General features: G+C 72.1%; 23 protein-coding genes. 15 read left to right on the top strand and 8 right to left on the bottom strand.

Annotation, left to right across the window (positions count from 1 at the left end):
* The first annotated feature begins 25 nt into the window (after positions 1 to 25).
* Both ACWH95_RS01565 and ACWH95_RS01560 read left to right on the top strand, forming a co-directional pair.
* The gene (locus tag ACWH95_RS01565) at positions 26 to 2,014 is read left to right on the top strand and encodes an acyltransferase family protein (RefSeq protein ID WP_454120029.1); all 1,989 of its coding nucleotides are present in this window, start codon (positions 26 to 28) and stop codon (positions 2,012 to 2,014) included.
* Entirely contained in the window at positions 2,011 to 2,706 is a 696-nt protein-coding gene (locus tag ACWH95_RS01560) for a DUF1361 domain-containing protein (RefSeq protein WP_136033136.1), read from the top strand. Before ACWH95_RS01565 ends, ACWH95_RS01560 begins: the two co-directional genes overlap by 4 nt.
* 49 nt (positions 2,707 to 2,755) lie before the next feature.
* On the opposite strand, the gene ACWH95_RS01555 is transcribed toward ACWH95_RS01560, so the two are convergent.
* Positions 2,756 to 4,450 carry an ABC-F family ATP-binding cassette domain-containing protein gene (locus tag ACWH95_RS01555; RefSeq protein WP_454120027.1) on the bottom strand — a complete coding sequence of 565 codons (1,695 nt, stop codon included), beginning with the start codon at positions 4,448 to 4,450 and terminating at the stop codon, positions 2,756 to 2,758.
* A 284-nt stretch (positions 4,451 to 4,734) separates the two neighbouring features.
* Here ACWH95_RS01555 and ACWH95_RS01550 point away from each other — a divergent pair, with 284 nt between their 5' ends.
* Complete coding sequence (locus ACWH95_RS01550; protein ID WP_205828297.1) at positions 4,735 to 5,082, top strand: hypothetical protein; 348 nt, start codon at positions 4,735 to 4,737, stop codon at positions 5,080 to 5,082.
* Here ACWH95_RS01550 and ACWH95_RS01545 read toward each other — a convergent pair.
* On the bottom strand, positions 5,055 to 5,735 hold the full coding sequence (locus ACWH95_RS01545; RefSeq protein WP_247637688.1) for an alpha/beta hydrolase: 681 nt from the start codon (positions 5,733 to 5,735) through the stop codon (positions 5,055 to 5,057). The two genes, ACWH95_RS01550 and ACWH95_RS01545, sit on opposite strands and share 28 nt — an antisense overlap.
* Positions 5,736 to 5,807: 72 nt before the next feature.
* On the opposite strand from ACWH95_RS01545, the gene ACWH95_RS01540 reads away from it, so the two are divergent.
* The 7 genes from ACWH95_RS01540 to ACWH95_RS01510 all read left to right on the top strand — a co-directional run bounded on the left by ACWH95_RS01540 (position 5,808) and on the right by ACWH95_RS01510 (position 13,188).
* Complete coding sequence (locus ACWH95_RS01540; RefSeq protein WP_136044474.1) at positions 5,808 to 6,413, top strand: DUF4916 domain-containing protein; 606 nt, start codon at positions 5,808 to 5,810, stop codon at positions 6,411 to 6,413.
* A gap of 154 nt (positions 6,414 to 6,567) precedes the next feature.
* Entirely contained in the window at positions 6,568 to 8,052 is a 1,485-nt protein-coding gene (locus ACWH95_RS01535; RefSeq protein ID WP_136035651.1) for an APC family permease, read from the top strand.
* Between the two features lie 14 nt (positions 8,053 to 8,066).
* On the top strand, positions 8,067 to 8,840 hold the full coding sequence (locus tag ACWH95_RS01530) for a gamma-glutamyl-gamma-aminobutyrate hydrolase family protein (protein WP_247637687.1): 774 nt from the start codon (positions 8,067 to 8,069) through the stop codon (positions 8,838 to 8,840).
* 32 nt (positions 8,841 to 8,872) lie between these two features.
* Positions 8,873 to 9,637: an SDR family NAD(P)-dependent oxidoreductase gene (locus ACWH95_RS01525; RefSeq protein WP_136033124.1), complete on the top strand. Its 765-nt coding sequence runs from the start codon at positions 8,873 to 8,875 to the stop codon at positions 9,635 to 9,637.
* Complete coding sequence (locus ACWH95_RS01520) at positions 9,622 to 11,007, top strand: glutamine synthetase family protein (RefSeq protein WP_247637686.1); 1,386 nt, start codon at positions 9,622 to 9,624, stop codon at positions 11,005 to 11,007. Before ACWH95_RS01525 ends, ACWH95_RS01520 begins: the two co-directional genes overlap by 16 nt.
* A 1-nt stretch (position 11,008) precedes the next feature.
* Positions 11,009 to 12,451 carry an aldehyde dehydrogenase family protein gene (locus tag ACWH95_RS01515; RefSeq protein ID WP_247637685.1) on the top strand — a complete coding sequence of 481 codons (1,443 nt, stop codon included), beginning with the start codon at positions 11,009 to 11,011 and terminating at the stop codon, positions 12,449 to 12,451.
* Positions 12,452 to 12,465: 14 nt separating this feature from the next.
* The gene (locus tag ACWH95_RS01510; RefSeq protein ID WP_136036287.1) at positions 12,466 to 13,188 is read left to right on the top strand and encodes a FadR/GntR family transcriptional regulator; all 723 of its coding nucleotides are present in this window, start codon (positions 12,466 to 12,468) and stop codon (positions 13,186 to 13,188) included.
* Positions 13,189 to 13,194: 6 nt separating this feature from the next.
* Here the strand turns inward: ACWH95_RS01510 and ACWH95_RS01505 are convergent, their stop codons facing one another.
* Positions 13,195 to 14,262: a threonine aldolase family protein gene (locus ACWH95_RS01505; RefSeq protein WP_206252836.1), complete on the bottom strand. Its 1,068-nt coding sequence runs from the start codon at positions 14,260 to 14,262 to the stop codon at positions 13,195 to 13,197.
* Positions 14,263 to 14,323: 61 nt separating this feature from the next.
* Between ACWH95_RS01505 and ACWH95_RS01500 the strand changes: the two genes are divergently transcribed.
* Positions 14,324 to 15,793, top strand: coding sequence for an MFS transporter (locus ACWH95_RS01500; protein WP_454120025.1), 1,470 nt, complete (start codon positions 14,324 to 14,326; stop codon positions 15,791 to 15,793).
* A 149-nt stretch (positions 15,794 to 15,942) separates the two neighbouring features.
* Here ACWH95_RS01500 and ACWH95_RS01495 read toward each other — a convergent pair whose 3' ends face one another.
* Positions 15,943 to 16,602, bottom strand: coding sequence for an SDR family NAD(P)-dependent oxidoreductase (locus ACWH95_RS01495; RefSeq protein ID WP_378802741.1), 660 nt, complete (start codon positions 16,600 to 16,602; stop codon positions 15,943 to 15,945).
* 105 nt (positions 16,603 to 16,707) lie between these two features.
* On the bottom strand, positions 16,708 to 18,147 hold the full coding sequence (locus ACWH95_RS01490; RefSeq protein ID WP_378802740.1) for a DUF6421 family protein: 1,440 nt from the start codon (positions 18,145 to 18,147) through the stop codon (positions 16,708 to 16,710).
* 72 nt (positions 18,148 to 18,219) lie between these two features.
* On the opposite strand from ACWH95_RS01490, the gene ACWH95_RS01485 reads away from it, so the two are divergent.
* Positions 18,220 to 18,678, top strand: coding sequence for an Lrp/AsnC family transcriptional regulator (locus tag ACWH95_RS01485; RefSeq protein WP_136037198.1), 459 nt, complete (start codon positions 18,220 to 18,222; stop codon positions 18,676 to 18,678).
* Positions 18,679 to 18,768: 90 nt separating this feature from the next.
* On the opposite strand, the gene ACWH95_RS01480 is transcribed toward ACWH95_RS01485, so the two are convergent.
* Entirely contained in the window at positions 18,769 to 19,794 is a 1,026-nt protein-coding gene (locus tag ACWH95_RS01480; RefSeq protein WP_378802739.1) for an ArsR/SmtB family transcription factor, read from the bottom strand.
* 45 nt (positions 19,795 to 19,839) lie between these two features.
* Between ACWH95_RS01480 and ACWH95_RS01475 the strand changes: the two genes are divergently transcribed.
* Genes ACWH95_RS01475 through ACWH95_RS01465 form a run of 3 tightly spaced genes read left to right on the top strand, consistent with a single transcriptional unit; the run spans position 19,840 to position 21,508 of the window.
* Complete coding sequence (locus ACWH95_RS01475) at positions 19,840 to 20,202, top strand: cupin domain-containing protein (protein WP_378802737.1); 363 nt, start codon at positions 19,840 to 19,842, stop codon at positions 20,200 to 20,202.
* 12 nt (positions 20,203 to 20,214) lie between these two features.
* The gene (locus tag ACWH95_RS01470) at positions 20,215 to 20,505 is read left to right on the top strand and encodes a DUF4287 domain-containing protein (protein ID WP_247637680.1); all 291 of its coding nucleotides are present in this window, start codon (positions 20,215 to 20,217) and stop codon (positions 20,503 to 20,505) included.
* Between the two features lie 34 nt (positions 20,506 to 20,539).
* Positions 20,540 to 21,508 carry a 1,4-dihydroxy-2-naphthoate polyprenyltransferase gene (locus ACWH95_RS01465; protein WP_247637679.1) on the top strand — a complete coding sequence of 323 codons (969 nt, stop codon included), beginning with the start codon at positions 20,540 to 20,542 and terminating at the stop codon, positions 21,506 to 21,508.
* 88 nt (positions 21,509 to 21,596) lie between these two features.
* On the opposite strand, the gene ACWH95_RS01460 is transcribed toward ACWH95_RS01465, so the two are convergent.
* Both ACWH95_RS01460 and ACWH95_RS01455 read right to left on the bottom strand, forming a co-directional pair.
* Positions 21,597 to 21,893, bottom strand: coding sequence for a DUF4229 domain-containing protein (locus ACWH95_RS01460; protein ID WP_136028656.1), 297 nt, complete (start codon positions 21,891 to 21,893; stop codon positions 21,597 to 21,599).
* Positions 21,894 to 21,937: 44 nt separating this feature from the next.
* On the bottom strand, positions 21,938 to 22,837 hold the full coding sequence (locus ACWH95_RS01455) for a hypothetical protein (RefSeq protein WP_136028657.1): 900 nt from the start codon (positions 22,835 to 22,837) through the stop codon (positions 21,938 to 21,940).
* Positions 22,838 to 22,913: the final 76 nt, after the last annotated feature.

The following is a 22,913-nucleotide window of genomic DNA, read 5'->3' as shown; positions in this document are numbered from 1 at the left end:
CCGTCCGAATCGAAGTGACATCCTCATGCCTCTCCTCGCCTCCTCCTCCGCCGCCTCGGCGTCCCCCTCCTCTCGCGTCTCCGGGCTGACCGGACTGCGCGCCCTGGCCGTCGTCGCCGTCCTCGGCTACCACCTCCTCCCCGCTGCGGTGCCCGGCGGATTGATCGGCGTCGACGTCTTCTTCGTCGTGAGCGGCTTCATCGTCACCCGACTCCTGCTGCGCGAACGCGCGCGCACCGGCCGGGTGTCGCTCGGCGCGTTCTGGGCGCGGCGCGCCCGACGCATCCTGCCGGCACTCGCGCTCGTGCTGGCCGTCTGCATCCCGCTCGCCTTCCTGGTCGCTCCGCACCTGCTGTCGGGCATCCGGCGTCAGTTGATCGGCGCTCTCACGTTCAGCTCGAACTGGCTGGCGATCGCCGCGGACGGCGACTACTTCCAAGCCGACCAGCCCGACCTGTTCACCAACCTGTGGTCGCTGGCGGTCGAGGAGCAGTTCTACCTGATCTGGCCGTTGCTGCTGGTCCTGCTGCTGGTGGTCGTGCGCTGGCGTCGCCGCACCGTCGTCGTCCTCGCCCTCGTGCTGGCCGTGCTGTCAGCGGGGGCGATGGTGCTGCTGTCGGCGCCGCCGCTGGGATCGCCGACCCGCGCCTACTTCGGCACCGACACCCACGCGTTCGGACTGCTGCTGGGCGTCGCTCTCGCCGTCGGGATGGGAGCGGGAGAGGTGCGCATGGCCACCGGTCGGCAGGCCGTGGCGCGGACGGCTCTCGGCGTCGCCTCGCTCGGCGTGCTGGTCGCGCTCGCCGTGGTGCTGTCGGACGCATCTCCCGCTGCCGCGCACGGCGGCCTCGCGCTGGCCAGCCTCGCCGCTCTCGGCCTGATCTGGTCGGCGGCGACGGTGCCGCCGCTCGGCCGTGTGCTGGATGCGGCCCCGCTGTCCTGGCTGGGCGAGCGCTCGTACGCGGTCTACCTGTGGCACTGGCCGCTGCTGCTGATCCTGGGGGCCACCTCGCTCGCGGCGCAGCCACTGCTCGTCGCGGTCGTGACGGCGGCGCTGTCCATCCTCGTCGCCGCGCTCTCCTACGCCTTCGTCGAGACACCCTTTCGGCGCGGCCTGCGCGTGCATCCGCCGCTTCCCCGTCGACACGTCGTGCTGCCGGCGCTCGTGGTCGGGGTGCTGGCGGTCGCGAGCGCGGGCATCGCGATCGGCCATGACGACGCCTCGGCGGCCGAGGCCCTCGTCGAGCGCGGCCGCGAGGCGATCGCCCACGCCGCCTCCGCCCCGGCCGCGTCGCCGCAGACGGGTTCCGGCGCCGACTCCGGTCCCTCGCCCTCGCCCTCGCCCTCGCCGACCAGCACCGCGGCGACGCCGCCGCCCATCCTCGGCACCGACATCACGGCGGTCGGCGACTCGGTCATGCTCGCCGCCGCGCCCGAATTGCAGAACGCGCTGCCCGGCATCGCCATCGACGCCCAGGTCTCGCGCAGCATGTGGCCGGCCACGGGCATCCTGTCGTCGCTCGCGAACGACGGTGCCCTGCGTCCGACGGTCGTCGTGGGGCTGGCGACCAACGGCGGCGTCGATCCCGACCTGCTCGCCGACATCCTCGGGATCGTCGGCCCGGACCGCACCCTGGTGTTCGTGAACGCGCACGCGCAGCGCAGCTGGATCCCGGGCGGCAACGCGACGCTCGCCGACTTCGCCGCCGCGTATCCGAACGTCACGGTCGCCGACTGGGACGGTGCCATCACGCCCTACCCTGACGACCTCGCCGGCGACGGCATCCATCCGCAACCCGCGGGCGGCGACATCTATGCGGCGGTCGTCACGGGGGCGATCGCCCAGGCGCACCTCGACGAGGCACAGGCCGCCGACGCAGCCGCGAAGGCCGCGGCCGATGCCGCCCGGGAGGCGGCGAAGGCGGCGAAGAAGCCCGCGGCGGGGACCGCTCGTCCCGATGACATGCAGCACGACGATTCGCACGCCGTCCCGACCCCCACGCCGACGCCGTGACGGCGGTCCTGCTGATGGGGGCGGGGGTGGTCGCCCTGAACCTGTATGCGCTCGCCCTGGTCCTGCTGCGCGCGCCGGTGTATCGCGTTCCGCTGTATCGGCCTATGGTGCTGAACCTGGCGCTGTCTGCCGCGCCGGCCCTGGTTCTGGCGGCCACCCTCGCCATCGAGGTCGCCGTCGATGCCCGCGCCTCGTCGCCCGTCCCCTGGATCATCCTGGTGATCGGGGCCGTGGTGTGGCTACTGCTCCTGCCGAACTCGGCCTACCTGATCACGGAGCTCAACTTCACGCACCGCCGCGAGGGCGAGGTGGTGCCGCTGTGGTTCGACATCGTCGCGACCCTGGCACTGGCGATGTCCGGGGTGTTGAACGCGCTCGTCAACGTTTTCGTGGTCCAGATGCTCGTGGTGGCGATCTGGTACGAGGACGACGCCGCCCCCTTCACCCGTGCGGACTCTTGGCTGGTGGTCGCCGCCGTTCTCGTGCTCGTGTCGTTCGGCATCTATCTCGGCCGTCACATCCGCTTCAACTCGTGGGACCTCGCGCGCCCGATGAGGTTCGCGCGGCTGCTCGTCGCGCACTTCGCGGCGCCGGGACGAGTGACCGAGGCCGTGGGCTTCTGCGTCGTGCACACCCTTCTGCTCGGCATCCTCTACGCCGTCGTCGCCCTGCCTCTGGCGGTGTCGGTCTGAGTCGCGTGCGGGTCCCGCGCCGCCGGACGACGCCGCGGGACCCGGGCGTTCACGACGGCGGGAGCGCCGTCTCCTGCAGCGCACCCTCCGCGTCGATCTCGAGGGTGAGGTCGAGGTCGAGTCGCCGCAGGAACGCATCATCGTGGCTGACGATGAGCACGGCGCCGCGATAGGTGCGCAGCGCCTCGACCAGCTGATCGACCGTGTCCAGGTCGAGGTTGTTGGTCGGCTCGTCCAGCACCACCAGGTGGGGCGCCGGGTCCGCCAGGAGGAGTCTCGCCAGCGCCACGCGGAACCGCTCGCCCCCGGACAGCGCCGCGACCGGGCGCTCGACGGTCGCTCCACGGAGGAGGAACCGGGCCAGGCGGTTGCGCAGCTCCTTCTCCGGCACGTGCGGGGCCCGGCGGGCGATGTTGTCGAACACCGACGCGCCCTCGTCGAGGCCGTCCACGCGCTGCGGAAGGTAGCCGATCCGGTCGGTGAACGCCTCCGCCCGCAACTCCGGCCGGTCGTCCCTCGGGAGGTCAGGCCCGGAATCGGCCACACCGGGTGGAGCCGCTGCGATGGGGTCCCGATCTCCTGTGTCGCGAACACCGCTGGCGACGAGCCGTTCGAGCAGGGTGGTCTTGCCGGCGCCGTTGCGACCGATCAGTGCCACGCGCTCGGGGCCCTGCACGATCCAGGAGCGCTCGCCGTCGCCGAGCTCGGCGATGCGGCGCGCGCGGGAGACCTGCGGGTCGGGGAGCTCGATCTTCATGGTGTCGTCCGAGCGGATCCGGCGCCCGGCCTCGTCGTGCGCGGCGCGGGCCGCCTCCTCCTTCGCCCCGACCTCGGTGCGCAGCTTGCCTGCCGACACCTCAGCGGCCATCTTCCTGCCATGCGCGATGATCTTCGGCACGCGCTTCTCGACCTCGGCCTTCTTGGCGGTGCGGGCGCGGTGGGCGAGCTTGACCTCCGCCTCGATGCGCTGCCGCTTCTCCTTGCGCAGCGCCTGCGCCGCGGCGACCTCGGCCTGCCGCGCCGCGTCCTGCTCGGCGTCCAGCCACGCGCGCCACTCGGAGTACGGCCCGCCGAACACGCTCAACGTCTGCCCGTAGAGCTCGGCGGTGTCGTCCATCAGCTCGAGCAACGACAGGTCGTGGCTGACCACGATGAGCGTGCCCTTCCACGCCTGCACCATCGCGCCGAGCGTCGCCCTGGCGTCGCGGTCGAGGTTGTTGGTCGGCTCGTCCAGGAGCGTGATCGGCGCGCGCCGCAGGCGGATCCCGGCGATCGCGACGAGGACGGCTTCGCCGCCCGACAGCTCGCCCACGGTGCGGTCGAGGAACGCGGGGGCGAGTCCGGCCTCCGCAAGGGAGGCCTCCGCGCGCGCCTCGATGTCCCAGTCGTCGCCGACCGCGTCGAAGTGCGCGGGATCGACGTCGCCCGCGGTGATGGCGCGCACCGCGTCGAGCGCGGTGGAGACGCCGAGCAGCTCCGCCACGCGGCGGTCGACGTCGAGCGTCAACTGCTGCGGCAGGTACGCCACCTCGCCGGAGGTGGAGACGGATCCGGACGTGGGGGTGAGCTCGCCGGCGATCAGGCGCAGCAGGGTGGACTTGCCGGCGCCGTTGCGTCCGACCAGGCCGGTGCGCCCGGACCCGAAGGCTCCGGACACGCCGTCGAGTGCGACCGAGCCGTCGGGCCACGTGTAGGTGAGGCGGTCGAGCACGACCGAGGGGTGAACGGTGGTGGGGTATGACACGGGGTGTCTCCTGTCGAGTGCGGGGGTGCACTGACACCGGGGCCCGGGGTGGCGCGAACGGGTCGCACCCGGAGGGCGGGGTCTGCCGGGGAGTCGGCGATCGTCGGGTCAGCGCGCGGAAAGAGGAGCGCGGAGGCGACGATTCAGATCAAAGGACTTCCAGACACGGCGGACAGGACGCCACGACGATACCCGGGCGTGTCGGCGTTCGCAACTCCCGGGCGTGTCGCGCCTCCGTCGCACGGGGGATGCCGGCACCGCGACGGATGCGTAGCGTGGAAGGCATGGCGGATCGGAACCCCAGCCCGGAGGAACTCCGGGCACGCACCGGCCTCGGCGTCGGCCTCGCGCTCGGCGTGGCGATCGGCGTGTCCCTCGGCATGGCGATGAAGAACTGGGCCCTCGGCATCGGCATCGGTCTGGCGATCGGCGTGGCTCTCTCGGTCGCTTTCCGCGGCTCCGGGCGGGCGGACCCGAGCGGGCCGGACGGCGAGCGAGACCCGGGGCATCCGGAGGACGGGGTGGACGGGGGTGAGCGGGAGCGCCCGGAAGCTGCGGCGGACCCGGGAACTCCGGTCGACCCGGGAGTCCCGGGGGAGCGCGGTCAGGACGGGCGGGACCCCTCCGCCTGATCCGCGTCGATCCCGTCGACCCAGGTCGTGAGGAAGCGGTGCACGTCGCCGAGCTCGTCCTCGGAGATGCTGTGCGTGAGGCCGCTGTAGACGCGGCCGGACAGCTCGGCGTGCGACGGCAGCCACTGGGCCGTGTGGTCGATGAGCGCCGGAGGGATCACGTCGTCGTGCGTGCCGCGACCCCAGAACACGCGGGGCCGGAGCTCCGTCAGGGTGTCGTCGCCCGGCAGCGGCTCCGGTGCGACATAGCCGCTCAGTGCGACCACGGCGTCGAAGCGCTCCGGCGCGAGCCGCAGTGCCTGCAGTGACACGGCCGCGCCCTGCGAGAACCCGAGCAGCGCGACCGACGGGGCGTCGCCCGCCGCGGCGTCGAGCCAGCGGAGGAACGCCTCCGCCGCGAGCGTCACGGCGGTCGAGCTGCGCCCGTCCAGGCCCTCGATCGGGTACCAGGAGCGTCCGGGTTGGGGCCACGGCGGCGCGAGCGGTGCGGCGACAGAGGCGACGGCGAGTCCGCCGGGCAGGTAGGGGACGAGCCCGAACAGGTCGTGCTCGTCGGCGCCGTACCCGTGCAGCAGGACCACGAGGGGGAGCCCGGCGCGCTCCGCCGTCGACCAGCGGGTGGCGGTGTCGTCGATCGTCAGAATCTCACTCACCCCGTCATCCTGCCAGGCGACACCGACGCGCCGCCGGTGTCCCTCGTCGGAGGGTGCTGATAGAAAGGACGCATGGCGGTGCGCACACCCGATCCCGATCCGGAGCCCGACGACGAGGGCCTCGGCGCGTTCCGCGACGCCACTCCGCCGGCGCCGGACGCGAACCCCGGCTGGCTCAGCGACGTGGAACTCGAGGAGGCGCGTCGACGCCTTCCCATGCTGTACGTCGAGGCGATCCCGGTCCGCACCGACGGCTCCGGTCAGGTCACGGAGATCGGCATCCTCCTGCGCTCCACGCCGATGGGGGAGATGACCAGGACCATCGTGTCGGGTCGCGTGCGCTTCGGGGAGACGATCCGCGACGCCCTGTTCCGTCACGTCGAGAACGATCTGGGGCCCATGGCCTTCCCGCTCCTTCCCCCGCAGCCGCTGCCGTTCACGGTGGCGGAGTACTTCCCGATCCCCGGGGTCAGTGCCTATCACGACGACCGCCAGCACGCGGTGTCGCTGGCGTTCGTGGTGCCGGTGACCGGGACGTGCGAGCCGCGGCAGGACGCGCTGGAGGTCACCTGGTTCTCTCCCGAGGCCGCCGCGTCCGACGCGGTCGCCGCCGAGATGGAGGGCGGCCGGGGCACGCTCATCCGGCACGCCCTGGCGAGCCTGGGCCTGCTGCGCTGACCGCGCGCTGACGGCCCCGGGAGCGGGGCGTCGCGCTGTTCGTCGTGCCTCGGCGGACGGGGATGATCGCCGTTCCGTGGAAAAGTCTTGCGCTGTCGCCGATCAATGGGCTAAAGATTAGACCATTGATCCAATCGGCAAAGGATGCTTCGACATGGATGCTTCGACAACGACGTCGCCCTCCGCAGAACAACCCCGCGAGCGCAACCTCCGCGGCAACCTCGGGGCGGTGGCCGTCACCTTCATGGTGATCGCCGCCGCCGCGCCCCTCACCGTGGTCGGCGGCATCGTGCCGATCGGCTACCTGCTCGGCAACGGGATCGGCTTCCCGGTCATGTTCCTCGTGGCCACCGTGATCCTGCTGCTCTTCTCCGTCGGCCTCACCGCGATGAGCCGCTACCTGCCCCGCGCCGGCTCCTTCTTCGTGTTCATCACGCACGGACTCGGTCGCACCCCCGGCCTCGCCGCCGCCTACCTCGCCCTGGTCTGCTACACCACCGTGCAGATCGCGGTGTTCTCCTACCTCGGCGCCACCATCTCATCGAGCATCGCGCTGCTCGGCGGGCCCGAGATCCCCTGGTGGCTGCTCACCCTGGTCTCCGTCGCGCTGGTCGGTGCGCTCGGGTACCGGCAGATCGAGCTCAGCTCGCGCGTGCTCGTCGTGGTGCTGCTCGCCGAGATCGGGATCGTCGTCCTGCTGGGGCTCGTCATCCTCGTCACCGGCGGAGCCGACGGCGTGACCTTCGGCTCGTTCGTCCTGCAGAACGTGCTCTCCGGGGCACCCGCGCTCGGGCTGATGTTCGCCATCGCCAGCTTCATCGGGTTCGAGTCCACGGTGGTGTACCGCGACGAGGTGCGCACGCCGGAGCGCACCATCCCGCGCGCCACCTACGCCTCCGCGATCGTGATCGGCGTCTTCTACGCGTTCGCCGCCTGGACCGTGGTGGTCGGCGTGGGGGAGGGAGACGTGATCGGCGAAGCCGCCGCCGACCCCACGACCCTCATCACCCGCGTCACCGAGCAGTACCTCGGCCCGGTCGGCTCGGTCGCCGTGGCCCTGCTGTTCCTGGGCAGCATGTTCGCGGCGGTGCTCTCGCTGCACAACGTGCTCACCCGCTACCACCACGCCATGGCCAACGCCCGCGTGCTGCCCGACCGTGTCGGCAGCGTGCACACCCGACACGGATCGCCCCACGTCGCCTCGCTGGTGCAGGTCGCCACCTCGGGCGTCGCGATCGCCCTGCTCGCCATCCTCGGCTTCGCGCCGGAGAACATCTTCTCCTGGTTCGCCGGCATCGGCACCCTCGCGATCGTGATCCTCATGGCCGTGACCTGCCTCGCCGTGATCGTGTACTTCGCCCGCACCCGCGCCCTGCGCAGCCCCTGGCACACCGTGATCGCCCCCGGCCTCGGACTGCTCGGGCTGGCGGTGTCCGCCGTGCTCATCGCCGCGAACTTCCCGCTGCTCGTCAGCGACGTCGACGCCGACGGCAACCCGGCGTGGGGCGTCATCAGCATCACCCTCGTCGCCGTCGTGATCATCGCCCCGGTGATCGGCCTGGTGCAGGCGGCGATCATGCGGGCGAGCGCACCGGCGGCCTACGCCCAGATCGTGCGGCGCTTCGACGAGAACGCCTGACCCCGAACCGAAGGATGGACATCATCAGTCTCCCCGCCCTGCCCCGGCCCCTGATCGGCATCTCCGGTCGTCGCACCAGCGGCGCGGCGATCGGCGCCCCGTACGGCTTCGCCGACGCCCCGCTGGAGGCGTACCTCAGCGAGTACGCCACCTCGGTGCTCCGCGCCGGCGGCCTGCCCGTGCACCTGCCCATGGATGCCGACCCGGCCGAACTCGTGGCGCGGCTCGACGGCGTCGTCATCGTCGGCGGCGACGACGTGGACCCGCGCCGGTACGGGCAGACCCCCGGCCCGTTCACGCCCCTCGTCGACCCGCAACGCGACGAGTTCGAGTCGGGGCTGATCCTCGCCGCGATCGAGCGCGCGCTGCCGCTGCTGGGGGTGTGCCGGGGAGCGCAGCTGCTCAACGTGGTCCGCGGCGGCACCCTGCATCAGCACCTCGCCGCGGGCGAGGGCGAGTCGCACGGCTCGTACGCCTACCCCCGCGCCCACCGGGTGCACGAGGTGCGCACGGCAGAGGGCAGCGTCGTGCACGGCCTCTACGGCGAGAGCACCCGCGTGAACTCGTTCCACCACCAGGCGGTCGACACCCCCGGCGCCGGGGTAACCGTGACCGGCTGGGCGCCCGACGGCGTCGTCGAGGCGATCGAGCTCGACGGGCTGCCGGTGGTGGGCGTGCAGTGGCACCCCGAGACCTTCGGCGGTGACCCGGTCTTCGACTGGCTCGTCGATCAGGCGTCCGCGCACACCGCGGTCGCCCCCACCCCCGCGACCGAGAGCGTCGCCTAGGCGCCGCAGACGCACGAACAAGGAGAGACACCATGCGACACGCAGACAGGAACGCCTTCATCACGGGCGCAGGATCCGGGATCGGCCGCGAGACCGCCCTCCGCCTGGCGAGCGAGGGAGCACGCATCCTCGTCACCGACGTCTCGGCCGAGGGCGCCGCCGAGACCGTGCGCCTGATCGAGGCGACCGGCGGCACGGCGCTCGCGGCGGTGGTGGACGTGCGCTCGCGCGAGCAGATCCGCGCCGCGGTCGCGCAGGCCGCCCAGGCGTGGGGAGCCCTGCACCTGCTCGTCAACAACGCCGGCGTGGTCACCGAGCACTCGTTCGAGACGCTGACCGAGGAGGCGTGGGACTTCGTCTTCGACATCAACCTCAAGGGCCAGTTCCTCGTGGCGCAGGAGGTGGCGCCGCTCATCGCCGAGTCGGGCGGCGGCGCCATCGTCAACCTCTCCACCGTGGAGGCACTGGTCGTGGTGACCAGCACCGGCACCGCGCAGCCGCACTACAACGCCAGCAAGGGCGGCGTGCCCATGCTCACCAAGGCGCTCGCGGTCGAGCTCGCGGCCAAGAACATCCGCGTCAACTGCGTCGCCCCCGGCCCCATCGCGACCGACTTCTTCGACTACGAGAGCGTCACCAGCCCCGAGGCGCTGGAGTTCATGAAGCAGCGGCTGCTCGTGCCGCGGGTGGGCCTGCCGAGCGACATCGCCGCGGCCGTATCCTGGCTGCTCAGCGACGAGGCGTCCTGGATCGACGGCATCCAGCTCCCCGTCGACGGAGGGTGGCTGACGCGATGATCGACGACGTGCGCCTGGCGCCGGACGAACTGGAGGCCGCGGGGATCCGCACCGTGATCGTCGCGACGCCCGACCTCCAAGGTCGGCTCGTCGGTCGCCGCATCCCCGTCGAGGGCTTCGGCCGGGTCGTGGCGAACGGTGTCGACATCTGCACCTGCGCGTGGGCATGGGACATCGATCAGGGGCTCGAGCTGATCGACCAGAACCGCTTCGCCCTGTGCGGCATGCACAACGGCGTGCCCGACGTCACGCTGCTCCCCGACCTCGACACCCTGCGTCCTGCGGCGTGGCTGGAGGGTGTCGCGATCTGCCTCGCCGACCCGGTCGACGTGCACACGCACGAGCCGATGCCGCTGTCGCCGCGGGTGATCCTAAAGCAGGAGCTGGCGCGCCTGCGCGACCTCGGTCTCACGCCGCTCGCGGGCACCGAGCTGGAGTTCTACCTGTTCCGCAACGACCCGCGGGAGCTGCGCCGCTCGGGGTTCCGCGATCTCGATCCGACGACCCTCACCCCCTCCGACTTCATGATCCACGAGGGCAACCTCTACGAGCCGTTCTTCCAGAGGCTGCGGTCCGACCTGCGCGCGAGCGGCATCCTCGTCGAGGCCGCGCAGAGCGAGTGGGGTCTCGGGCAGTGGGAGATGACGTTCGAGTACGGCGACCCGCTGGAGATGGCCGACCGGCATGCGCTGTACAAGCTCGCGGTGCGTGACACCGCCGCCCGGGCGGGCATGTCGGCGACCTTCATGGCGCGTCCGCTCAACGACCAGCCGGGCTCGTCGTGCCACGTGCACGTGTCGTTCGTCGACGACGAGGGCACGGCGCTGTTCTGGGACGAGTCCGACCCCGATCACCTCAGCCCCCGCATGCGCTCGGCGATCGCCGGGGCGCTGGAGCACGCGCCGGCGCTGATGGCGTGGTACGCCCCGACGGTCAACTCGTACCGCCGCAGCAACTCCACCGACGTCGCCGGCAGCGGGCGCACCTGGGGCTTCGACAACCGCACCACCACGGTGCGTGTGGTCGGCCACTCGCCGCAGGCGCTCCGGTTCGAGTTCCGCCTGCCCGGCGCCGACACCAACCCGTACTTCGCGCTCACGGGCATCCTCGCGTCGGCCCGCGACGGGATGCGGACGGGGGCCGAGCTCGGCGATCCGGTGCGCGGCAGCGCCTACGACCTCCCCGGCGACGGCGCCATGCCCGCTGACCCGCGGCAGGCGGGAGCGCTCTTCGCCGAGAGCGCGTTCGTGCAGGAGCTGCTGACGCCGGAGCTCATCTCGCATCAGCGCATCCTGCTCGACCACGAGTGGTCCACCTTCATGTCCCGCGTCACCGACTGGGACCTGCACCGCTACTTCGATCGGATCTGAGATGACCTTCCCCGCCCTGCGCACCTGGATCGGCGGCGTCGCCGAGGAGAGTCCGGAGGCCGACGGCTCCTGGCTGCACGACCCGAACACCGGCGAGGCCCTCGTGCCCACCGCCTCCAGCTCCCTGGAGCAGGTCGACCGGGCCGTCTTCGCCGCCCGTCGGGCGCACGACGATGGCCGCTGGCGCGGACTCGCCCCCGAGGAGCGCGCGGTCCGGCTGGGGGCGCTGGCCGCGTGGCTGGACGACCGTGCCGAGGAGATCGCCCGCCTCGACGCGCTCAACAGCGGGGTGCCGCTCGCGGTGACACGGCTGTTCGGCGGAGCCAACGGTGCGACCCTGCGTGACGCCGCCCGCCGAGCCGTCGTCCGAGGGGACGTCGCGGAGCTCCCCGCGGAGCAGGGCGGCGTGCGACTGCACCGTGTGCCGTGGGGACCGACCGCGCTCATCCTGCCGTGGAACGCGCCCAGCGCCATGGCCGTGAAGAAGACCGCGTTCGCGCTCGCCGCCGGAGCGACCGTGGTGCTCAAGCCCTCGTCGTTCTCGCCGTGGAGCGCGCAGCTGCTGCTGGAGGGTGTGCACGAGGCGGGCATCCCCGACGGTGTCGTCGGACTCGTGCAGGGCGGTGGCGGTGTCGGCCGCGCCCTGGTCGCCGACGAGCGCATCGCCGCGATCTCGATGACCGGCTCCACGCCGACCGGCCGCGCCATCGCCGCCGCGGCCGCGCCCCGGTTCGCCCGGCTGCAGCTGGAGCTCGGCTCGAACAACGCCGCGATCGTGCGGGCCGACGCCGACCTGGAGCAGGCGGCGCAGGCGCTCGCCGACGGCGTCCTGAAGCTGTCGGGGCAGTGGTGCGAGGCTCCGCGTCGTGTGCTGGTCGACCGCGCCCGGCGTGACGAGCTGGCCCGTCTGCTCATCGCGGCGTTCGCCCGCCGGACCATCGGATCCAGCCTCGACGACGCGACCGAGGTCGGTCCGGTGGCCTTCGCCGCCCGACGGGACGAGCTCGACGACCAGCGGGAGCGGCTGGCGGCCGCCGGCGCCGAGCTGCTGCGCGTGTCCGCGGTGCCGGAACGGGGATGGTTCTTCGCCCCCACGGTGGCGGTGCTCGACGGCCCGGGGCTCGCGGACGAGGTGTTCGGGCCGATGCTGCTCGTGGGCGGCTACGACGACGAGGACGAGGCCGTGCGCCTGGCGAACACCGGCCAGGTCGGGCTCGCCGGTTACGTGTTCGGGGCGGATCAGGAGGGGGCCGCGGCGCTGGGCACCCGCCTGGTCGCGGGCGAGGTGAAGGTCAACGGCACGAGTGTGCTCGACATGTCGCCGGCCTCCGCGCAGAGCTTCTTCGGCGCGAGCGGCCTCGGCGGGCACGGCGACGACGATGTGCTTGACTTCTTCACGGGGAAGCAGGTCGTCGGCACGGACCGCGCCGGTCTTCCCCTCTGACCGGAGGAGTGGCCATGGGCGAGCGTGACGACGCGCCGCACGACTTCTCCCGCGCCGTGCTGCACCCCGTGTCGGGCTATCAGGCCGTGGCGGGGTTCCTGCGCCGGGAGATGGCGCTCGGCCGCATCCGCCCCGGCGACCGCCTGCCTCCGGAGCGGCGTCTGGCGGAGCAGCTCGGCGTCTCGCGCGAGACCCTGCGGCAGGCGCTGCGCATCCTGGAGGGGAGCGGCCAGATCGTCATCACCCGGGGAGCGTCCGGCGGGGCGATCGTCCAGGACGCGGCGCTGGATCCGCGGCTCATCCGCGACGAGGTGCGCACGCGCTCGGCCGAGATCGGCGAGCTCACCGAGTTCCGCGAGATCGTCGAGTCCGGTGGGGCGGCGCTCGCGGCGGCGCGACGCAGCACGGCGGATCTGGAGGCGATGGCCCTCGCCCAGAGCGAGCTGGCGGGGGCGGCCACCAAGGCCGAGTCCCGCATCGCCGACACGCACTTCCATCTCGCGCTCGCCGCGGCGTCGGGCAACACGTTCGTGCGCGACGCGGTGGAAGAGGCGCGCGTGCGGATGTTCGAGCCCGTCGACCTGATGAGCTTCGACTTCGTGAAGGAGTCCAGCTGGCACGCGCACGAGCGCATCCTCGATGCCGTGCGGCGGGGCGACGCCGACGCGGCCGATGCGGCGATGCGCGCGCACCTGCGCACCACGCGCGAGGAGTTCACGCGCGTGGTCGACGACTGAGACCGCTCAGGCGGTGGTGAGGCGTCCGAGCGCGTCGACGAAGGCGTCCACGTCGGACTCCTCGGTGTCGAAGCCGCACATCCACCGCACCTCGCGCCGGGCCGCGTCCCAGTCGTAGAAGCGGAACACGTCGCGCAGCCGGTCGGCAACGCCCTCGGGCAGCGTCGCGAAGACGCCGTTGGCCTGGGTGGGCTGGGTGAACTCGACACCGGCGACGGAACCGTCGGCGAGCCCCGCCTCGATGCGGGAGCGGAGCCGGGCGGCCATGGCGTTCGCGTGCCGGGCGTTGCGCAGCCACAGGTCGCCCTCGAGCAGCGCGATCAGCTGCGCCGAGACGAAGCGCATCTTCGACGACAGCTGCATGTTGAACTTGCGGGCGTAGGGCAGCCCGTCGGCGGCGGAGGGGTTCAGCACCACGATGGCCTCGCCGAGCATGGCCCCGTTCTTCGTGCCGCCGAAGGTCAGCACGTCCACGCCGACGTCGCGCGTGAAGGCGCGCAGCGGGAGGTCGAGTGCGGCGGCCGCGTTGGACAGCCGGGCGCCGTCGAGGTGCAGCTTCATGCCCCGCTCGTGCGCGTGGTCGGCGATCGTGCGGATCTCGTCGGCCGTGTAGAGGGTGCCGAGCTCGGTGGACTGGGTGATCGACACGACCAGCGGCTGCGCGCGGTGCTCGTCGCCCCAGCCCCACGCCTCGCGGTCGATGAGCTCGGTGGTGAGCTTGCCGTCGTCGGTGGGCACGGTGAGCAGCTTGAAGCCGCCGATCTTCTCGGGCGCGCCACCCTCGTCGACGTTGATGTGCGCGGTCGATGCGGCGATCACGGCACCCCAGCGCGGCAGCATCGACTGCAAGCCGGTGACGTTCGCGCCGGTCCCGTTGAACACCGGGAACGCCTGGACGCCCTCGCCGAAGTGCTGCTGGAAGACCTCCTGCAGGCGGGCGGTGTAGGCGTCTTCGCCGTACGCCACCTGGTGGCCACCGTTCGCGGCGGCGATCGCGGCGAGGACCTCGGGGTGGATGCCGGAGTAGTTGTCGCTGGCAAAGCCCCGCAGAGCGGGGTCATGGGGGATGCTCACCGGTCAAGCCTAATCGCGGTTCCCCTACCGGATGTCCGAGCCCCGCCCTACCCTCGAACCCATGGAGCGCACCGCGGCGAAGACGGCCTTCGCGAACGTCCTCGTCAACACGTTGATCGCCAACGTGACGACGAGCTTCCTCTGGTTCGCCCTCACGTTCTGGGTGTACATCGAGACGCGGTCGGTGCTGGCCACCGGGATCATCGGCGGCGCCTACATGCTGTTCGTCGCGTTCTTCGCGATGTTCTTCGGCACGATCGTCGACCGGCACCGCAAGCACCGGGTCATGCTGCTGTCGAGCGTCATCTCGGCGGTGGCGTTCCTGGTCGCGGGCGTGCTCTACGTGTGGCAGCCCGAGGCGGCGCTGCTCGACCTGGGCGGCCCGTGGTTCTGGCTGTTCTCTGGCATCATCCTGTTCGGCGGCGTGATCGAGCAGCTGCGCAACATCGCGCTGTCCACGACGGTGACACTGCTGGTGCCCGAGGAGAAGCGGGCCAACGCGAACGGTCTGGTCGGCACGGTGCAGGGCATCGCGTTCCTCGTGACCAGCGTGTTCTCCGGCCTGTCGATCGGGTTCCTCGGCATGGGGTGGACGCTGGGGATCGCGATCGTGGCGATGGCGCTCACCTTCGCGCACCTGCTGTTCATCCGCATCCCGGAGTCCGAGCCGGAGGTCGACCCCGAGGCGAAGAGCGCGGTCGACTTCCGCGGCAGCGTGCAGGCCATCCGGCAGGCGCCCGGGCTGTTCGCCCTCATCGTGTTCTCCACGTTCAACAACCTCATCGGCGGCGTCTACATGGCGCTCATGGACCCGTACGGCCTCACGCTGTTCGATGCGCAGATGTGGGGCTTCGCGCTCGCGTTCTCCTCCACCGGCTTCCTCATCGGCGGCGGTCTGGTCGCGAAGTTCGGCCTGGGCAAGAAACCGGTGCGCACGATGCTGCTCGTGGTGATCGCGATGGGGCTCCTCGGCGCGATCTTCATGCTGCGCGAGTGGTGGCCGCTGTACGTGCTGGGCATGTGGGTGTACATGGCGCTGGTCCCTCCGGTCGAGGCCGCCGAGCAGACGGTCATCCAGAAGGTCGTGCCGTTCACGCGACAGGGGCGGGTGTTCGGCACGGCGGCGGCGATGGAGGCCGCGGCCGCCCCGATCACGGCCTTCCTCATCGCGCCGATCGCGGAGTACGTCGTGATCCCGTACATGGACACCGCCGAGGGGCAGCGGCAGTGGGAGTGGCTGCTCGGCGAGGGTGAGGCGCGCGGCATCGCCCTCATCTGCCTGTTCGCCGGACTGATCATGGTCGTCGCGGCGACGCTGGCGTTCTTCACGCGGTCGTACCGTCACCTCACCGAGCTGTACGCGACGGCGCCGGATCAGGCGCCCGACGCGACGGACGAGGGCACCGGCCCCGCGGCACAGGATCCTCTCGGTGAGCGGCAGGAGACGGGCGACGCGCGCGACCGCCGCGCGCACGGCCACCACCCCGATGCGCCCCCGGTCGTCCGCGGCATCCCGCCCGAGTCCCGCTGACCCACACGGACGCAGCCCCGCCCGGAGCCCGCCCGCCCGCAGCCCGCCCGTCCGCCGTCCGCAGCCCGCCGTCCGCAGCCCGCGCGTCCGCAGCCCGCGCGTCCGCAGCCCGCCCGTCCGTCGCCCGTAGTCCGCGCGACGTCGGAGGCTCAGTCCAGGTCGATGATCCGGTCGTTGAGCTCGGCCGCGTCGTCTTCCCACAACGCCGCGACCCGGGCGGCGAGGGCGGCGGGGTCGAGCGCCTTCGCGCGGAACACCACCGCGGCGGCGCGCAGCGGCTCGCCGGCGTCGCGCGCGGCCTTCGCGTACCCGTGCGCGACCGCGCGCGTCCACGCCTCGCTCGCCGCCTTCACCGCCGCGTAGTTCGCGCCACCGGCGAGGGGGCGCGCGACCGCCGTCGACGACACGACCGCGAACCGCCCGGCCGGCGAGGCGCGCAGGGCCGCATCGAAGGCCCGGCTGGTCGCCCGCACCGCCTCGAGCGCCGGGAGCAGCGCGTCGAAGTCCTCGTCGCTCTGTCCCGCGAGACCTCCGCCGCCGCGCCAGCCGCCCACGAGCGGCACCACGGCATCGACGGGTCCGAGCCGCTCCGCGAGCGCGGTCATCTCCGCGAGGGAGGTCGCATCGGCCACCCGGGTCTCGGCTCCCGCGTCGGCGAGAGGGGTGAGGCGTTCGGCCGAGCGGCCGGTCGCGACCACCCGTGCGCCGGCGTCGTGCAGGGCCCGGGTGACGGCGAGTCCCGCGGCGCTGGTGGCCCCGGCCAGGAGCACGGTGCGTCCGCGCGGTCCGTGCGGCGTGGTGTCGGTCATGCGATCACTCTCCTCCTGTCGAGAAGGCCTCTGCGGCCGGACCCGGATTCGGGTCTCCGGCCGCAGAGGCTGTGCGCCCCAGCGTCACAACGGTGGCGGTGCGGATCAGTCGTCCGTGCCGCGGATGCCGACCGTCGATTCGATGACGGGCTTCATCTTCTTGTCGAGCGTCTCGAAGAACATCGACAGGGGGAACTCGTCGTCCATCACCGCGTCGGTGTAGCCCTTCGGGGCGCCGGCGAGGATCTCGTCCGAGAGTCCGCGTGCCCACTGCGAGGCGGGGTGCGGGGTGAGCGTGCCGCGCACGAGGTCGTAGGCGGCGAGCCAGTGCGCGACCTTCGGACGGTCGATCGAGTGCCAGTACAGGTCGTCGATCGCATCACCCAGCGCCACGACCGCGTCGGGCACGCTGTCCCAGTCGAACGCCAGGGCCGTGTCGGTCCAGTGCAGCACGCCGCGCTGGTGCAGCCACGCGAACAGCAGCTGGCCGCCCACCGCGTCGTAGTTGCGGACGCGGGTGCCGGTGATCGCGAAGCGGAAGATGCGGTCGAAGATCACGGCGTACTGCACCAGGTGCGCGTACTCGTGCATCTCGCGCTCGGTCTCGGTGAGCTCCTCGCCCGCCGCCACGCGGGCGTCGAGGGCGCGCTCGATCTTGACCGACTCGCGGAACGCGGTCATGTCGCAGCGCATCTCCTCCAGCGAGTACAGGAAGAACGGCATCCGCTGCTTGATCATGAACGGGTCGAACGGCAGGTCGCCGCGCATGTGCGTGCGGTCGTGGATGATGTCCCACATCACGAACGTCTTCTCGGCCATCTCCTGGTCGTCGAGCATCGCGGCGGCGCGCTCCGGCAGCTCCAGGTTCGTGATCCCGGCGGCGGCGCGCACGACCCGGCGGTAGCGGGCGGCCTCGCGGTCCTGGAAGATGGCGCCCCACGTGAACGTCGGGATCTCGCGCATGGCGACGGTCTCGGGGAACAGCACGGCGGAGTTGGTGTCGTAGCCCGGGGTGAAGTCGACGAGTCGCAGCGAGACGAACAGCTTGTTGCCGTAGTCGCCGGCCTCGAGCGCGGCGATGAACTCGGGCCAGATGGTCTCGACGATCAGCGCCTCGACCAGGCGATCGCTGGAGCCGTTCTGGGTGTACATCGGGAAGACCACGAGGTGGCGGATGCCGTCGATGCGGTGCTGCTGCGGCTGGAAGGCCACGAGGGAGTCGAGGAAGTCCGGCACGCCGAAGTCCTCCGACGCCCAGCGCTCGAAGTCGGCGACGGACGCGGCGAGGTAGTCGGCATCGTGCGGGAAGGCGGGCGCGAGTGCGCGGATGCTCGCGGTGATCGCGCCGACGAGCGCGCGGGCGTCGTCGTGGTGCGCGGCCTCGGGGATCGAGCCGTCCTTGATCTGCAGCTCGCGCAGCGCGATGGCGGCCGACTTCAGCTGGGTCCAGGCGGCGGACTGCTCGGCGGTCGACGCGTCCTCGACGACCTCGGGTTCGCCGACGATGGCCTGGACAGCGGAACTGTTGGCGGAAACGAGGGACATCGGAACCTCCGATCGCAGTGTTTAACGGAAAGATTCCGGCGAATACGGAATCCTGACGATAATCTTACAGCCATGGATGATTCTGTCGACCGCGCGATCCTGGCCGCGATCTCCCGTGACGGCCGCGCCACGCTGTCCCAGCTGTCCGAGGCCGTCGGCCTCTCGGTCTCCGCCGTGCAGTCCCGCCTGCGCCGCCTGGAGACGCGCGGGGTGATCTCCGGCTACCGAGCGATCCTCGACCCGGAGCAGGTGGGCACTCCGCTGTCGGCGTTCATCGAGATCACCCCGCTCGACCCCGCCCAGCCCGACAACGCGCCGGAGCTGCTCGAGCACCTGGGCGCGATCGAGGCCTGCCACTCCATCGCGGGGGAGGCGAGCTACATGCTGTTCGTCCGCGTTCCGACCCCCCGCGACCTGGAGCAGCTCGTGCGCGACGTCCGGCTCGCCGCCAACGTGAGCACCCGCACGACGGTGGTGCTGCAGACCTACTACGAGCACCGCCCGATCATCCCGGTCGGCGCCGGGGAGTAGTCCACCGCCGCAGCGCGCACCGTCGGCCGGCATCCGCGTCGCGTCGCCGCTGTCTGCGCGGTCGAACGACCGCGCGCTGACCCGCCCGCGTCAGAGCGCCGCGCCGACCACGGCCTCGCCGAGCGGGGTGCGCAGGTGCAGCATGCGGCTGCCGCGGCGCTCGCTCGCGATCAGCCCCGACTCCCGCAGCACGGTCAGGTGGTGCGACGCCGTCGACACCGCGATCCCGGCCTCCACGGCGACCTGCGACGTGGTGCGCTCGGCGCCCGCCCGCAGCAGGATGCCGGCGCGGGCCGGGCCGAGCAGGGCACCCAGGGCCGACTCGACCTCGGTGGTGTCGCGCGCCCACCCGGCCGTGACCCCGCGGGCCGGATAGAAGAGGGTCGGCTGCGCGGGCGGCTCGGTGAGCACCATGCAGCCCCACGACGACATCACGGAGGGCACGAGCACCAGTCCGCTGCCGCGGCAGTCGACCCGCTCGCTGTGCCGCCGCAGCGACACCCGCACGGCGCCGTCGCCCCACGACACCTGCCGATGCAGGTCGCTCGCCATCCCCGCGATGCCCGACGTGGCGATCGCGCGCGCCCGCACCGCGATGTCCGCGCGCAGGAGTCGTTCGAGCTGCGGCCAGACCGGGTCCAGCGCCACCTCCCACAGCTCCGACCAGGCGTCGGCGATCCGCGCCCTGGCCCGCGCCGGATCGTCCCGCATGTCCCGCAGCGCCTCGCGTCGACGGCCGGCGGAGCGCTGCACCATCTTTCCGAGGTCCACGCGCATGGGCTCCAGCGCGGTCGTGCGGAACGCCGCGAGCTCCGCCTCCGGGGTGAGGTCCCACCGCGGGGTCGTGGTGAGGAAGTCGGGAAGGTAGCCGTCGTCGCCGATCACCGCGGCGAGCAGCGCGAAGCCGTCGCGCGGCAGCCGTTCGCGCACGCCGCGCAGCCACCCCCACTGGAGCGGATGCGCCGCCAAGCGGAGGAGAGCGCGGACGGCGTGGGCCAGTTCGTGGCCGGGGGAGACACCGAAGCGCACCGCCTCCATGTCACCGGGACTCAGGTGGAACTCGACCCGGTGATCCGGGTGCTCCCGCCCCTCGATGGGTGCCGTGTTTCGATCCACATCGAAACACTAGGGGCCCGCGGGTGCGCTGTCGAGACTGGGCACATGACCACCACACCCGCTCCCTCGTCGCTCGTCCGCGACGCCGACCTCCGCATCGGCACCGGCCGCAGCCGCCGGTTCGTCGGGGCCGAGCACGGCGCCGACGTCTCCTACTTCTTCGTCGAGAATCAGCCGGGCGAGGGTCCAGGGCTGCACTGGCACCCGTACTCGGAGACCTGGGTGGTGCTGGAGGGGACCGTCCGCCTCCGCGTCGGCGACCAGACCCTCCTCGCCGGACCGGGCGACACCGCCACGGTCGCGGCCTTCACGCCGCACGGCTTCACGAACGCGGGGGAGGGGCTGCTGCGCATCCTGTGCATCCACGCCTCCGCCACCATCGTCCAGACCTTCCTCGACAACGACTGATCAGGAGAACCCATGTCCTTCCAGGCCTACCTCGACAAGGTCGAGACCCAGACCGGGCTCACGCCCCGCCAGTTCATCGAGCTCGCCCGCGCCCAGGGCTTCGACGAGGGCACGAAGTCCACGGTCGTGCTCACGTGGCTCAAGCAGGAGTACGGTCTCGGCCACGGTCACGCGCAGGCCATGACCCACGTCATCCTCAAGGGACCGAAGATCAGCGACAAGCACGTCGGCACGGCAGGCTCCCACAGCGATGCGTCCGACACCCTGTGGCTCGACGGCAAGGACAGCAACCCGCACCGCTGAGGGTCCCCTCGCCGCGCGGACTAGGATTTCGTGCGTGGCAGCATCCTCCCGGCGCAAGAAGAAGAGCGGCACCCGAACCCGACCGCACACCAGCGGAAACCCGGCCAAGCGGCCCGTGGTCGAGGCCGGTCCGGTCACCGTCTCCGACTGGATCGGCGCCGCACGACTGCGCACCCTGCCGCTGGCGGTCGCGCCGGTCGTGATCGGCACGGGCGCCGCGCGCAGCACGGGGCCGGAGTTCCACTGGGTCATCGCCCTCGCCTGCCTCGCGGTCGCGGTGCTGCTGCAGATCGGCGTGAACTTCACGAACGACTACAGCGACGGGGTCCGCGGCACCGACGCCCACCGTGTCGGTCCGGCGCGGCTGACGGCCTCCGGGCGGGTGAAGCCGCGCACCGTGCTGATCATCGGGCTCGTGTTCTTCGCGCTCGCCGCGGCGGTCGGCCTCGCGATCGTGGTGCGCACGGAGCAGTGGTGGATGCTGGCCGTCGGCGCCGCGTGCATCGTCGCGGCGTGGTTCTACACGGGCGGCAAGCGCCCCTACGGCTACTACGGCCTGGGCGAGGTGTTCGTCTTCGTGTTCTTCGGGCTGGTGGCGACGCTCGGCACCACGTGGGTGCAGATCTTCGCACTCCCGCAGCAGGCGTGGCTGGGGGCGATCGCGGCCGGCCTGTTCGCGTGCGCGGTGCTGCTGGCGAACAACCTCCGCGACATCGAGCAGGACCGCGCCGTCGGCAAGCGCACGCTCACGGTGCTGATCGGGCGGCGTGCGACCCAGGTGCTGTTCACCCTGTTCGTCCTCGCGCCGTTCGGGATCGCGGTGTTCCTGGCGCTGCTGTTCCCGATCGCGTGGATCGCGCTGCTCGCGCTGCTGGCGGGGCTGCCCGCCGTGCTGATCGTCTGGACGTACCGTCAGCCGCGGGAGCTGGTGACGGCACTGGCCCTGACCTCGCTCACGTCGCTGCTCTACGCGGGCGCGCTGTTCTGGGCGTTCGTCGGCTGATCTGGACGTTCATCGGCTGGTCTCGGCGTCCGTCGTGATCCGGGCGTCCGTCGCGATCTCCGCGTCCGTCGGTTGACCGCGGAAGGGCTCAGTCGCGGCGGGTCTCGTCGGGGGCGGCGTCGATCGCCTCGTCCTCCGCATCGGCATCGGCCTGCTGACCCGACACGCGGCCCTCGCGCCGCTCGTGCAGACGCGCCGAGGCGTCGGACAGCGGCGTGCGCAGGAACAGCATCGAGATGCTCGCCCCGATGAGGGCGGCGAAGATGGCGGCGAGCCACCAGAACTCGCGGAAGATCGGGAAGAAGAACCACAGGATCGCCAGCGGGACGAGGAATGCCAGCAGGCGCAGCACGGTGTAGACGAGGAGGGGGGCGGGCTTCTTCACTCCCTCAGTCTACGTTCGCCCGCCGATGTGCCAGCCGCCGCCGCTCACCCGGGGAGGTCGAGCGCGGAGAAGGGGATGCCGCGGACGACGCGTCGCCACGGGTGCTCGCCGAGCGTCCACAGCACCCCCGCCTCGGGGTCGAGGGCGAGGTCTTCGCATCCGGCGGGCAGCGGAACGGGGTGTCGCCGCCAGGAACCGTCGCGATCGGTCCACAGGGCTCCGGGGTGCAGCAGATCGGACTGCGACACGAAGCGCGTCTCACCCCAGCGCACGGCGCCCTGCAGGTGCCGGAGGCCGGGCGCGACCCGGTCGCGCTCCACGAAGCGGGGCTGCGCGGCGCTCGGGATGTCGAACTCGCCGACCACGCCGCGGTCGTTCCCGCGGTACTCGCCGATGAGCACACGGGGCAGGGGAGTGCCGTCGGCCGTGAACACCCGCCCGAGGAACGAGCAGCGGAGGTCGACCGGGTGCTGCGCCGTGCGCACGGCGACGAGCACGGTGCTGCGACCGCCGCGGCGGCGGCTCCCGGCCAGGCGGTGGGCGTCGGAGCCGCGCACCCGGCGGAGCCGCGCCAGGTCGAACTCCCAGATCCCCTGGCCCGTGGCCGCCGCGAACAAGCGGTCGTCGAACCACGCGAGGCCGCCGGCGTGGATCGGGGCGGGCTCCAGGCGGCCGTCCTCCCCGGGGACGGCGAGCACCACGTCGAGGTGACGCGACCGGTCGAGGTCGATCATCGTGACCCGGGAGGCGAGGTGGCGGCCCGCCCTGTCCTGGCGGAACCAGCTCACCGCGAGCGTGCGTCGTCCGCGCAGCCGGCCCACGTCGATGCCCTGGGGATACCAGCGCTCTGTCCACGTGCGCGCGGACAGCCAGCGCAGGTCGATCCCGGTGCTCCGGCGGCGCCGTCGCACCGGTCGCCAGATCGTTCCGAACGGCCAGAGCATGGGGTCCATGGTCGCGGATGCCGGGTGACCGCGCCAATCGACGCGGCTCCCCGCATCGATTCGGCATCTCGTGGAG

Source organism: Microbacterium sp. NPDC055502 (assembly GCF_053643635.1).
The sequence above is the reverse complement of the archived record's forward strand: the minus strand, read 5'-3'. Positions and strand labels throughout refer to the sequence as shown.